The 11,926-nt window shown below is 72.7% G+C and carries 13 protein-coding genes and 1 riboswitch; of the genes, 4 read left to right on the top strand and 9 right to left on the bottom strand.

The window, feature by feature from the left end; all coding sequences use genetic code 11:
- Positions 1 to 22: 22 nt before the first annotated feature.
- Positions 23 to 952, bottom strand: coding sequence for an NAD-dependent protein deacetylase (locus ACYVKZ_RS18460; protein ID WP_460993897.1), 930 nt, complete (start codon positions 950 to 952; stop codon positions 23 to 25).
- A 4-nt stretch (positions 953 to 956) separates the two neighbouring features.
- Complete coding sequence (locus ACYVKZ_RS18455) at positions 957 to 1,187, bottom strand: DUF3073 domain-containing protein (protein ID WP_307005085.1); 231 nt, start codon at positions 1,185 to 1,187, stop codon at positions 957 to 959.
- Between the two features lie 175 nt (positions 1,188 to 1,362).
- On the opposite strand from ACYVKZ_RS18455, the gene ACYVKZ_RS18450 reads away from it, so the two are divergent.
- The gene (locus tag ACYVKZ_RS18450) at positions 1,363 to 1,992 is read left to right on the top strand and encodes a septum formation family protein (RefSeq protein ID WP_460993681.1); all 630 of its coding nucleotides are present in this window, start codon (positions 1,363 to 1,365) and stop codon (positions 1,990 to 1,992) included.
- Between the two features lie 51 nt (positions 1,993 to 2,043).
- On the opposite strand, the gene clpB is transcribed toward ACYVKZ_RS18450, so the two are convergent.
- Entirely contained in the window at positions 2,044 to 4,677 is a 2,634-nt protein-coding gene (gene clpB / locus ACYVKZ_RS18445; protein WP_460993680.1) for an ATP-dependent chaperone ClpB, read from the bottom strand.
- Positions 4,678 to 4,838: 161 nt separating this feature from the next.
- Here clpB and ACYVKZ_RS18440 point away from each other — a divergent pair, with 161 nt between their 5' ends.
- Entirely contained in the window at positions 4,839 to 5,747 is a 909-nt protein-coding gene (locus ACYVKZ_RS18440) for a DUF4031 domain-containing protein (RefSeq protein ID WP_460993679.1), read from the top strand.
- A 46-nt stretch (positions 5,748 to 5,793) separates the two neighbouring features.
- On the opposite strand, the gene ACYVKZ_RS18435 is transcribed toward ACYVKZ_RS18440, so the two are convergent.
- From ACYVKZ_RS18435 to ACYVKZ_RS18425, 3 genes are all read right to left on the bottom strand, one after another.
- On the bottom strand, positions 5,794 to 6,315 hold the full coding sequence (locus ACYVKZ_RS18435) for a 2'-5' RNA ligase family protein (RefSeq protein WP_460993678.1): 522 nt from the start codon (positions 6,313 to 6,315) through the stop codon (positions 5,794 to 5,796).
- Between the two features lie 19 nt (positions 6,316 to 6,334).
- Positions 6,335 to 6,928 carry a YceI family protein gene (locus ACYVKZ_RS18430; RefSeq protein ID WP_460993677.1) on the bottom strand — a complete coding sequence of 198 codons (594 nt, stop codon included), beginning with the start codon at positions 6,926 to 6,928 and terminating at the stop codon, positions 6,335 to 6,337.
- Positions 6,929 to 7,008: 80 nt separating this feature from the next.
- The gene (locus ACYVKZ_RS18425; RefSeq protein ID WP_307005096.1) at positions 7,009 to 7,407 is read right to left on the bottom strand and encodes a YccF domain-containing protein; all 399 of its coding nucleotides are present in this window, start codon (positions 7,405 to 7,407) and stop codon (positions 7,009 to 7,011) included.
- A 189-nt stretch (positions 7,408 to 7,596) separates the two neighbouring features.
- A riboswitch (guanidine-III (ykkC-III) riboswitch) is annotated at positions 7,597 to 7,663 on the top strand.
- A 10-nt stretch (positions 7,664 to 7,673) separates the two neighbouring features.
- Between ACYVKZ_RS18425 and ACYVKZ_RS18420 the strand changes: the two genes are divergently transcribed.
- Both ACYVKZ_RS18420 and ACYVKZ_RS18415 read left to right on the top strand, forming a co-directional pair.
- The gene (locus ACYVKZ_RS18420) at positions 7,674 to 8,003 is read left to right on the top strand and encodes a DMT family transporter (RefSeq protein WP_460993676.1); all 330 of its coding nucleotides are present in this window, start codon (positions 7,674 to 7,676) and stop codon (positions 8,001 to 8,003) included.
- Positions 8,004 to 8,005: 2 nt separating this feature from the next.
- Positions 8,006 to 8,356 (top strand): DMT family transporter, encoded by a 351-nt coding sequence (locus ACYVKZ_RS18415; protein ID WP_460993675.1) that lies wholly within the window; start codon positions 8,006 to 8,008, stop codon positions 8,354 to 8,356.
- Here ACYVKZ_RS18415 and ACYVKZ_RS18410 read toward each other — a convergent pair.
- From ACYVKZ_RS18410 to ACYVKZ_RS18400, 3 genes are all read right to left on the bottom strand, one after another.
- Positions 8,325 to 8,804: a pyridoxamine 5'-phosphate oxidase family protein gene (locus ACYVKZ_RS18410; RefSeq protein ID WP_460993674.1), complete on the bottom strand. Its 480-nt coding sequence runs from the start codon at positions 8,802 to 8,804 to the stop codon at positions 8,325 to 8,327. The two genes, ACYVKZ_RS18415 and ACYVKZ_RS18410, sit on opposite strands and share 32 nt — an antisense overlap.
- Positions 8,805 to 8,930: 126 nt before the next feature.
- Entirely contained in the window at positions 8,931 to 10,595 is a 1,665-nt protein-coding gene (locus tag ACYVKZ_RS18405; RefSeq protein ID WP_460993673.1) for a DEAD/DEAH box helicase, read from the bottom strand.
- Between the two features lie 209 nt (positions 10,596 to 10,804).
- Positions 10,805 to 11,869 carry an Lrp/AsnC family transcriptional regulator gene (locus ACYVKZ_RS18400; RefSeq protein ID WP_460993672.1) on the bottom strand — a complete coding sequence of 355 codons (1,065 nt, stop codon included), beginning with the start codon at positions 11,867 to 11,869 and terminating at the stop codon, positions 10,805 to 10,807.
- Positions 11,870 to 11,926: the final 57 nt, after the last annotated feature.

Genomic DNA, 11,926 nt, shown 5'->3' with positions numbered 1-11,926 from the left:
CGGAGGGCAGGTTGCGGGGGCGTCAGAGGGCGCCGCTGAGGTCCTCGAGGGCATGGCCGATGTCGGCGCGCCAGCGCCAGGCCGCGCGGGAGTCCCCGCGCGAGGGCCCCTGGTTGACGATCCCGACCGGCTTGTGGTCCCGGCCGGCGTCGAGCACGAACCGGAAGCCGCTCATGACCGCCAGCGACGAGCCCAGCACGAGGAGGCCACGCGCCGCGGCGAGCATCGCCGTCGCCCGTTCCTTGCGCTCGGCGGGAACGCCCTCGCCGAAGTACACGACGTCCGGCTTGAGCATGTCGGAGCCGCAGACGAGGCAGGGCACCATGACGAAGCGCGCGACCCATCGGGCGTCGAGCTCGACGTCGCCGTCCGGATTGACGGTGGCGGGATCGTGGGCGACCGCCTCGGCGTAGCCCGGGTTCGCCTGGGCGAGACGCTCGTCGAGATTGGTGCGCCCTTCGAGGTTGCCGCAGTTGAGGCACACCACCCGGTCCAGGTCGCCGTGGAGCGCCACGAGGTGCTGCGTCCCGGCCGCCGCGTGCAGCCCGTCCACGTTCTGCGTGACGACGCCGGCCACGTGCCCGGACGCCTCAAGACCTGCGAGGAGCCGGTGCGCCCGGTTGGGCTCGGCCCGGTTCAGGTGCCGCCAGCCGATGAAGCTGCGCGCCCAGTAGCGGTGCCGCGCGGCAGGATCGTGGCGGAACTCCTGATAGGTCATCGGCCGGTGCTTGCGCCAGGACCCCTGCGGGCCGCGGTAGTCGGGGATGCCCGACGCCGTGGAGACGCCCGCTCCGGTGAGCACGAGCACGCCCCGCCCGCGCAGCATCCCGAGGATCCCCTCGCGGGCGACGTCGGGCGGCTGGGGTGCGGCGTTCTCCGTCACCTCGCGCGCTATGGACCGCAATGCGGCGGCGTGCGCTCCGGCGACGGCCGGATGCTCGAAGGGGTTCAGGGCCTCAACCGATCCGGCGAGAGTCCTCGTCGTCGTCCTCGTCGGCAAACTGATCCGCGTACTTGTCCTCGTAGTCCGAGTAGTCCGGCTCGGGGTTGTCCGCGTAACGGTGAGACGAGTGGCCGCCCTGCGAGCCGAGTTCCCGCTCGAGAGCTGCGTAGTCAGTGCTGGGACTGTAGTACTTGATGTCCCGGGCCTGCTTGGTTGCCTTAGCCTTTTGACGGCCGCGCCCCATGGCGTGACCCCCTCTTTTGCGTAGTCCCGGAGGTTGTCGCGAAGGCACGTTCGCGAGGCCCCGGAGTGTCTGATCAATTTGTCGTAGGTCTAGACTACAGGCAATTGCGCCGTTCCGCGTATTCGATCGGCGCTGGCCACTGGCCGTGTGAGCTACAAGGAAGCGAGCCCAGTGCATGAGCACGTCCAACGTCCCCGATGCCCCGCGCCGCGAGGATTTCCCGCCCCCTCCCCCGCGCCCCGCGCGGTCCCCGAGGACCGCGGCGATCCCGTCCCTGGAGGCGGAGCCGACAGCGGACGGACGCCCCCTCGAGCCGGTGGGAACGAGGCGCCAGGGGCGCAAGGGGCGTCAAGGACGCCCGCGGCGGAAGCGCCCCTCGGGCTGGATCCTGCTCGCGGCCGTCGCGGCCGTGGGCCTGATCATCTGGGGCATCGCCGCTCTCGCCGGGATCGGCAGGCCCGCCTCCGTCGAGGCGAGCGCGTACGCCAAGGGCGACTGCTTCGCCGACTTCGACGCCGCCGCCGCATCCGGCAACAGGGTCCCGTGCACCGAGCCCCACTCCGCCCAGCTGGTAGGGGTCGAGAAGGCGGCCGACGGCGGATCCTACCCGGGCCGCGACGCGCTCGAGCAGCGGGCCGGGCAGCTGTGCATGGCCTCCGACGTGAAGCTGCCCCAGGACGTCAGCTCCCTGAAGCAGCGCTCCGCCTACCCGAACGAGGACGGCTGGAAGTCCGGCGACCGCAGGATGGACTGCTACATCGTGAGCACGAACGGCAACACGCTGACGTCGTCCTTCCTCCCCTGATCGCCGGACCCCGTCGCGCCCCGCGGCCGGACGCTGCGGGGCGCGGCTCCCCTACTGGACGGCCGGCTCCTTGCGCCTGACGCTCAGCCCGCTCGTGGCCCCGGTGAGGTCCTTGAGGTCCACCTCCACATCGGCCACGTCCACGAGGACGGTGTCGCCGTCGGAGATCTCGCCGGCCAGGATCTCGCGCGCGAGCCGGTCTCCGATCTCCCGCTGCACGAGGCGACGGAGCGGCCGGGCGCCGTACGCGGGGTCGTAGCCGGTCATCGCGAGCCAGGCACGGGCCCCGTCGGTCACCTCGAGGGTGAGGCGGCGCTCGGTGAGCCGGGCCTGGAGCGAGTCGACCTGCAGCTCGACGATCCGGGACAGCTCGTCGACGGAGAGGGCATCGAACATGATCACGTCGTCGAGCCGGTTGAGGAACTCGGGCTTGAACGAGGCATTGACCACACCCATGACGGCCTCGCGCTTGGACCCCTCGCTGAGGTCGGGGTCCACGAGGAACTGGCTGCCGAGGTTCGAGGTGAGCACGAGGATCACGTTGCGGAAGTCCACGGTGCGGCCCTGGCCGTCGGTCAGGCGCCCGTCGTCGAGGACTTGGAGGAGGATGTCGAACACCTCGGGGTGGGCCTTCTCCACCTCGTCGAGGAGGATCACCGAGTACGGGCGCCGCCGCACGGCCTCGGTGAGCTGGCCGCCCTCCTCGTAGCCGACGTACCCCGGAGGCGCGCCGACGAGACGCGCGACGGCGTGCTTCTCCGAGTACTCGCTCATGTCAATCCGGACCATGGCGCGCTCGTCATCGAATAGGAAGTCCGCGAGGGCCTTGGCGAGCTCGGTCTTGCCGACGCCGGTGGGGCCGAGGAACAGGAACGAGCCGGTGGGCCGGTTGGGATCGCTGATCCCGGCCCGGGCCCGGCGCACGGCGTCGGAGACGGCCTGCACGGCCCGGCTCTGGCCGATGAGCCGCTTGCCGAGCTCCTCCTCCATGCGCAGCAGCTTCTGGCTCTCGCCCTGGAGCATGCGCCCGGCGGGGATGCCCGTCCATGCGGAGATGACCTCGGCGATATCGTCGGCCGTGACCTCCTCCGCCACCATCTTCGCGCTGCCGAGCCCGGCGGCCTCCTCGGCGGAGGCCTCGGAGAGCTCGCGCTCGAAGGTCGGGATCTCCCCGTAGAGGATGCGGGAGGCCTCCGCGAGGTCGCCCTCGCGCTGGGCCTTGTCCGCGAGCCCGCGCAGCTCGTCGATCTTCGCCTTGAGGTCGCCGACCCGGTTCAGGCCCGCCTTCTCGGCGTCCCACCGGGCGTTGAGCGCGGCGAGCTCCTCCTTCTTGTCCGCCATGTCCTCCCGCAGGGCTGCGAGCCGCTCGACACTCGCGGCGTCCGTCTCGCCCTCGAGGGCGAGCTCCTCCATGGTCAGCCGGTCGACGGCGCGGCGCAGCTGGTCGATCTCCTCCGGCGCGGAGTCGATCTCCATCCGCAGCCGGGACGCCGCCTCGTCAACGAGGTCGATGGCCTTGTCCGGGAGCTGCCGGCCGGAGATGTAGCGGTTGGACAGGGTGGCTGCGGCCACGAGTGCCGAGTCCGCGATGGCGACCTTGTGGTGGGCCTCGTAGCGCTCCTTGAGGCCGCGGAGGATCGCGATGGTGTCGTCCACGCTCGGCTCGCCGACGAACACCTGCTGGAACCGGCGCTCGAGCGCGGCGTCCTTCTCGATGTTCTCGCGGTACTCGTCGAGCGTCGTGGCGCCGATGAGCCGCAGCTCGCCGCGGGCGAGCATGGGCTTGAGCATGTTGCCGGCGTCCATCGAGGAGTCGCCGGTGGCGCCGGCGCCGACCACGGTGTGGATCTCGTCGATGAAGGTGACGATCTGCCCCTCGGAGGCCTTGATCTCCTCGAGGACGGCCTTGAGCCGCTCCTCGAACTCGCCGCGGTACTTCGCGCCGGCCACCATGGAGCCGAGGTCGAGGGAGATGAGGGTCTTGCCGCGCAGGCTCTCCGGGACGTCCCCGGCCACCATGCGCTGGGCGAGGCCCTCGACGACGGCGGTCTTGCCCACGCCGGGCTCGCCGATCAGGACCGGGTTGTTCTTGGTGCGGCGCGAGAGGACCTGGATCACGCGGCGGATCTCGGAGTCGCGTCCGATCACGGGGTCGAGCTTGCCGGAGCGGGCCACGGCCGTGAGGTCGGTCCCGTACTTCTCGAGCGCCTGGAACGTGTTCTCGGGGTCCGGGGAGTCCACCTTCCGGTCCCCGCGGACCCCCGGGAGGGCAGCCTTGAGCGACTCGAGCTGGGCACCGCTGTCCCGCAGCGCCTTGCCGGCAGCGCCGCCGTCGGCCGCCAGCCCGAGCAGGAGGTGCTCGGTCGAGACAAAGGTGTCCCCCAGCTGCTCGGCCTGCTGCTGGGCCGCCTGGACGACCTGGAGGGCCTGCCGGCTCAGCTGGGCTTGGGCGACCGTGCTGCCGGAGCTCGAGGGCAGCGCCTTGATGGCGGTGCTCGCGGCGACGCTGACAGCATCCGGGTCTGCGCCCGTGGCCCTCAGGAGCGCGACGGCGACGCCCTCGCGCTGGTCCATGAGCGCCTTGAGGAGGTGTGCCGGCTCCACCTGCGGGTTGCCGGCGGTCGAGGCGTTCATCGCCGCCGCGGAGAGCGCCTCCTGGCTCTTGGTGGTGAATTTGACGTCCAAAGCGAGCTCCCTTCCCACAGGTTCCGGATCCATCCAACCTCGCCGACCTCATGGAGGTCAACGCATTTAACCTGAGTGTAATCAACTCAAGTCTTGCGGGCAACCCGACGGCGGCCCGCCGGCGGCGACACGGATGCCCCCGCGGGTGGATGCTGGTGCCCATGGCAATCCTCATCGACTCGCCAATGTGGCCGGCCCACGGGACGGTCTTCGCGCATCTGGTCTCCGATGCCTCGCTCGCGGAGCTGCACGTCTTCGCTGCGGCGGCTGGAATCCCCGAGCGCGCCTTCGACGAGGACCACTACGACGTCCCCGAGCGCCGCCACGCCGACCTCGTGGCCCTCGGCGCCCGCGAGGTGACCGGCAGGGACCTGGCCCGCGCCCTCATCGCGTCCGGCCTGCGGGTCCCGGCCCGCGAGCGGTCCAAGGCCCTGGAGCGTCCGCTCGCCCACCGCTGGGAGGCGCTCCTCCCGGGCCGCGTGGAGCTCGGCCGGGAGCTGCTGGCGCGCTGGGCGGAGCCGCATCGGCGCTACCACACGCGCGCGCACCTCTTCGCGGTCCTGGGGGCCCTCGAGACGATTGCCGACGGCGGCACCCCGCCGCGCGCCGTCGTCCTCGCCGCGTGGTTCCACGACGCGGTATACGGCGCCCCCGCGGCGGGTGGCGCCGAGCCCGGCCGGGACGAGGAGGAGTCGGCGGCCCTGGCCGAGGCCCACCTCGGCGATGCCGGGCTCCCCAGCACGGAGGTGGCGGAGGTGGGGCGGCTCGTGCGGCTCACCGCGGAGCACGCGCCGGCGGCCTCCGACACAGCGGGGCAGCTCCTGTGCGACGCGGACCTCGCGGTGCTGGGCCGGGACCGCCGGGGGTACCGGCGGTATGCGGCGCAGGTCCGCGCCGAGTTCGCCCACGTGCCGGACGAGGCGTTCCGCGCCGGCCGGGCCGCGGTCCTCGAACAGCTGCTCGGGCTCGATCCGCTCTTCCACACGGAGCCCGCCCGCGGCCTCTGGGCTGCGCGGGCCCGGCACAACCTGCACGCCGAGCTCGACGCCGGCTCGTGGCTGGCGCCCTGAGCCAGGGACCCGGTGCGGGAGCCGACGCAGCTGGGCGGCGGCGCGGTCAGGGCCAGTCGGCCAGCGGAACGCGCCAGTCGGTGTCGCCGTCCGGGGCCATGTCGACCAGGGCCACGCTGCCGAGCGTGACCATCTGGCCCGCGTGCAGCCGCCGCTCGCCCTGCACCGAGACGTGCGGCCTGAACCCGTGCCCGGTGTGCTGGGGGCTGTGGATGCGGCCTCCCGCGGCCGCCACGGCCTCCCGGAGGCGGTCATGGAGGGCCTGGAGGCCGGCGTCCGGCTCCACGAGGGAGACCCGGACCCGGGCGCGGTAGCCGAAGTCGGCGTCCTCGCCGATCCGCACCCGCAGCGGCAGGGCCGCCCCGGACGCGGCGACGGCCCCGGCGACCGCCTCGTGGGCGGTCTCCGGGGCCGTGTCGAAGCGGAGCAGGGTCACATGGAGGGGCCAGTGCCGCTTGCCGAAGCGCTGGCCGATCCCGGTGGGCTCGACGAACGCGACGGCGACGAAGGGGTAGGCCGGGCTCTCGGACTCCCCGGCCGCCCCGTCCGGGCCTCCGTCAGCGCCCACGCCAGCCTCCCGGGGCCGGTCAGTTCTGCTGGGCCTGCGTCTGTCCGGCCTGGCCATCGCCCGCCGCGGACTTGATCGCGGAGATCTCGAACTCGAGCAGGATCCGGTCGGAGACGAGGACGCCGCCCGAGTCGAGCGCGGCGTTCCAGTTGACGCCGAAGTCCTTGCGGTCGATCCGGCGCGAGCCCTCGAAGCCGGCACGCATGTTCCCGAACGGGTCGGTCTCGATGCCGATGAACTCGATGGGCACGGCGATCTCCTTCGTGACCCCGCGGATCGTGAGGTCGCCGTTGACGATGAAGCTGCTCTCCTCGACTTGGTCGATGCGCTTGGAGACGAAGGTGATCTCCGGATAGTGCGGGGCGTCGAAGAAGTCGTTGGTGCGCAGGTGCTCGTCGCGCTGGGCATTGCGCGTGTCGATGCTCGCGACCTTGATGGTCACGCTCACGGACGAGTTGGTCGGCTCGTCGGCGTCGACGTTGATGACCCCGTCGACGTCGTTGAACGCGCCGCGTACCTTGGTGACCATCGCGTGGCGGGTCGAGAAGCCCAGCCGGGTGTGGGCCGGGTCGATGCGCCACTCGCCGGCGAGGGAGCTGTCGAGTTCGGGCATGGGTGCCTCCTTGTCGGATACAACTTATAGTGCGCTCCCCCCCGGATTCCAGATGAGAATACCCCGCCTGGGGCCGCCGCTCAGCGGGTGTAGCTCGCGAGGAGCCGCCGGCTCGGGACGATCTCCTTGCCCAGCGGCATGAGCGAGACCGGGATGAGCTTGAGGTTCGCGATCGCCAGGGGGATGCCGACGATGGTCGCCGCCATCGCGAGGGCGGTCGCCACGTGCCCGATCGCGATCCAGATCCCGGCCACGAGGAGCCAGATGATGTTGCCGAGCGCGGACGCGGCGCCGCCGCGGCCGGTGTCCACGACGGTGCGCCCGAACGGCCACAGCGCGTAGGAGGCGATCCGGAAGGAGGCGATGCCCCACGGGATGGTCACGATCAGCGCGCAGCAGACCACGCCCGCGAGGAAGTAGCCCAGCGCGAGGGCGAAGCCGCCGAAGATGAACCAGATGAGATTCAGGATGGTCTTCATAGGTACCAGTCTGCCCTGCCGGGGCGGCGGGGGCCCCCGTCTCACGGCAGGAGCGCAACGGGGCGGCGGCCGCGGCCACCGTTGGGCCTCCGGCGCCTCCGGGCGGGGCCACGATTCCTGTGGTCCTCCCGCCCGGCGCCGTGGCCGTGGTCGGCGCGCCGTGCCCCCTCGCTCGTTGCTACCCTGACGTCCAGGGGCCGCAGCGGCCCCCCGGACGAGGGAACCCAGTACCCGGAACGCGACAAGACTGGCCGGAAGGCACGCCCATGCTCTGGCTCGTCCTCATCGTCTCCGGCGCCCTCGAGGCCGTCTGGGCCGCAGCCCTCGAACGGTCCGAGGGCTTCCGCCGCCCGCTCCCGGCCCTCGTGTTCGTGCTCGCCCTGGCTGCGAGCATGGGCGGCCTCGCCCTCTCGCTCACCGCGATCCCCGTGGGGACCGCATACGCGGTGTGGGTGGGGGTCGGCGTGGTCCTCACCGCCGTCTACGCCATGGCCGCCCGCGTGGAGCCCCCGGCCAGCCCGCGCACGACGGCGGCACGGACGGTCCTGCTCCTCGGCATCGCCGGGTGCGTGGCCGGGCTCAAGGCGGCGGCGTAGCGATGGCCTGGGCCGTGCTGCTGGCCTCCGCCGTGCTCGAGGCCGTGTGGGCCACCGCTCTCGCGGCCTCTGCGGGCTTCACCCGGCCCGGCCCCACCGCGCTGTTCCTCGTGGCGACGGCCGCGAGCATGGCGGGACTCGCGTGGAGCGTGCGGCGGATTCCGCTCACGACGGCCTACGCCGTCTGGGTCGGCGTCGGCGCCTCGCTCACGGTCGGCTGGGCGATGCTGGCCGGTGCCGAGGACTTCAGCTGGGCCAAGCTCGTGTTCATCGCCGGGATCGTCGGCTGCTCCGCGGGGCTCAAGGCCCTCGGCGGCCGGGCTACTCCGACTGGGCGCGCCGCACGCCGGTGAACTGGGAGACCCACTGCGAGGGGTCCGCCACCTCGAACTGGCGGCCGGTGATCTGCGATGGCACGATCCGGACGAAGAAGGCCTTCTCGCCCGACTGCCACGGGAACAGCGGCAGCGCGACGGCCTCGACGATCTCGGCGGTGTCCAGCACCGGCTCGAGCGTCCCGTGCATCACCACGGACCAGGCCTCGTTGATGTCCGGCTCGTAGCCGTCCACCTCGAACACGACCTGCAGCCGCCCCAGCGACGCGGCGAGCTTGGTGCCCGGCGCCGTCCGGAACAGCACCGTCCCCCGGTCCACGAGGTAGTTGACGGGGAACAGCTCGAGGCGCTCGCCGGAACTGAACGCGATCCGTCCCACCACCATGGTGCGGGCCCGCTCCCACGCATCCTCCGGGGAGAGGCTGCGGACGCCCTCGGACGGGGCGGAGGTCTCGTGGCTGCTCATGCAGCCAGTCTACGCACGCCGCAGCAGCCGGGGTCAGTGCCCAAGGGCCCCGCGCCGCGGGGCGCTGCGGGCGCCCCGCGGCGCGGGTCCAGCTGCTGGTCCGTGGTGCTCAGCGGCTCGAGCAGCTCAGCGGCTGTTCGATGCCGGCGCGCTCGCGCGGCGGGGAGCGCGGCGCCCGCGGCCCTGGCCGCCCTGAGCTCCGCCCCGCTGGCCGGAGGACCCGGAGCCGCCGCCGTAGCTTCCGCCCGACGTGCCGCCCGTGGTGGAGCTCCACACGGGGGCGCTGCCCCCGGACGACTGCTCGGAGCGCTTCTGCCCGCGGCCCTGCTGTCCGCGGCCGCGGCCGGCGCCCTCGCCCTGACCGCGCGAGCGCTGGCCGCGCCCGGACTGGCTTCCGCCGGCCTGGCCCTGTGCGGCCGGAACGTCATTGCGGTGGCTGCCGCCGCCGGTTCCCCGGCCGCCGCGGCGGGCGACGTCGTCGTGCGCGGAGGACGCCGCGGCGCCCTGGCCCGAGCCGCGGCGCGACCGCTTGCGCTGCGCATTCGAACCGGTGGACCGGCCGCCGCCCTGCTGCGGCATCTTCGCGGCCACCGCGGCGGCGCGCTCGGCCGGGTCGACGTACTCTGCGCGCTCGCCGACGAGGGCGAGCACCTGGGGGGAGGAGGACGTCACCGGGGTGACCTCGACCTTGACGCCCGCATCCTTGAGGAGCTTGCGCACGTCCTGCTTCTGCTCGGGCAGGACGATGGTCACGACGATGCCCTCCGAGCCCGCGCGGGCCGTGCGGCCCGAGCGGTGCAGGTAGGCCTTGTGCTCGGCGGGCGGGTCGACGTGGACCACGAGCTCGACGTCGTCCACGTGGACGCCGCGGGCGGCGACATCCGTCGCGACCAGCACGCTGACCGCGCCCGAGGAGAAGTCCGCGAGGTTGCGGTCACGGGCGTTCTGGGACAGGTTGCCGTGGAGGTCCACGGCGGGGATCCCAGACTTGGTCAGCTGCTGGGCGAGCCGCTTGGCGTGGTGCTTGGTGCGCATGAACAGCACGCGGCGCCCCTTGCCGGAGGCGAGGACCTCGATGAGGTTCTTCTTGCTCGCGGCGTCGGCCGTGAGGAGGACGTGGTGCTCCATCGTGCTCACCGCTGCCTGGGGCGCGTCCACGGAATGCGTGAGCGGGTCCTGCAGGTAGCGCTTGACGATCTTGTCCACGCCGTTGTCCAGGGTGGCGGAGAACAGGAGGCGCTGGCCGCCCTGGGGGGTCTGGTCGAGCAGGCGCTTGACCACCGGCAGGAAGCCGAGGTCTGCCATGTGGTCCGCCTCGTCGAGGACGGTCACGTCCACGTCCGCGAGGGACACGAGGCCCTGCCGGCCGAGGTCCTCGAGCCGGCCGGGGCAGGCGATGACGATGTCGACGCCGGCCTTGAGCGCACGCTCCTGCCGAGCCTGGGAGACGCCGCCGTAGATCACGGTCGTGTTCAGCCCCGCGGCCTGGGCCAGGGGCTCGACGGTCGCGTTGATCTGGGTCGCGAGCTCCCTCGTCGGGGCGAGGACGAGCCCGCGCGGGCGGCCTGCGGCCCGGCGGCCGCCGGCCTCCGCGAGACGGGCCACGAGCGGCAGCGCGAAGGCGATGGTCTTGCCCGAGCCGGTGCGGCCGCGTCCGAGGACGTCCCGGCCGGCGAGCGTGTCGGGAAGGGTCTTGGTCTGGATGGGGAACGGCGTCTCGATGCCCTGCTCCGCGAGCACGCGGGTCAGGGCGGTGGGCACGCCAAGGGAAACGAAGGTGGTGTCAGCCATAGCTGTCAGAACACTCCAGCGTCGGATCGGCCCCACGAGCCAAGCCGGCACGCGGGGTTCGCCGAGGAAAGGGAGCCTGGCCTCGCCGCGGTTCCGGGCGGCACCCTCCGAGGGGCGCTCGCGTCCGGGCGCGGGGCCTGTCAACGCGTTCATCGACGCAGGTGCGTCATGCGCACCGACCTACCAGTCTACCCTGTCCGGCGCCTCCCTCAGTCCAGCCCCGCCGGCATGGCCGCCCGCGGCATGGCCACACGCCCCTCGGCACGCCCATCGGCCCCGAGCAGGACGCCCATCCTCTTGGTCACGCGGAGGAGCACGAGGCTCTCGAGGAGCTCGATCCCGGGGACCTTCTCCTGCAGTGCCAGTTCGGCGGTCATGACGTCGGCGACCGAGCGCAGCCACATGGTCACGAGGAAGTTGGCCTGGCCAGTGATCGACGCCGCGAGGCGGACGGAGCGCAGCGACCGCACGGCCGCGGCGGCGGCCGCGTGGTGGCCGGGCGGAACCCGCGCGTACCAGGTGCACGTCACGGGGAAGCCGACCGCGTTCTGCGCGACATCGCACCGGAACGCGACGAGCCCCGACCCGAGGACGCGCGCGAGCTGCCGCTGCACGGTGGACGGCGTCCGCCCGAGGTCCTTGGCCATCTGGGCTGCCGTCGCCCGGCCGTCCCGTGCGAGGAGCGGGAGGAGGTCGCGGGCCGCCGGTGAAAGCGGGCCCTCGACGGCCCCGCGCCCGGCGAGCGCCGCGAACGCGGCCGACTTCTTCGGGCCCAGCGCGGCGATGCGCCACGAGTGGCCGGCCTGGTGCAGCCGGCTCCCGAGCGCGGTCTGGACCCGCTCCACGCCCGGGATGGCCAGGATCGCCGGGGCGACGCGCCGGGCGTAGTCCGTGAGGGTGGCGGTGAAGACCGTGAGGACGCAGTCGTGGTGGCCGGCGGGCAGCTCGACCGTCTGGACCTCGGGGATCGCGTTGAGCGCTTCGGCGACGTCCGCCGTGCTGCCGGGGGCGCAGTCGACGTCGACGAACGCGAGCGTCATCTCCGTGGGATCGCCGACCCCGTAGCAGGTGATCCACGCCAGGCCCTGGGACTCGATGCGCTCCCACCGCGCCGCGAGCGTGGCCGGGCGCACCCCGAGGATCCGTCCGGCGTCCTGCCAGGTGACCCGCGGCGCGATCTGCAGGGCGTTGATGAGCTCGAGGTCGGCCTCCGAGAGCTGGTCCGTCGCCGGAGACGCTGCATGTTTCTGACTGTCGCGGGAGGGCTTCTGCATGATGCTGCCGAATCTAGTCCCCTGGACCGCCCAGAGCGACACACTGGTCTGCATCGA

It is taken from the genome of Sinomonas soli (assembly GCF_054782415.1).
The sequence above is the reverse complement of the archived record's forward strand: the minus strand, read 5'-3'. Positions and strand labels throughout refer to the sequence as shown.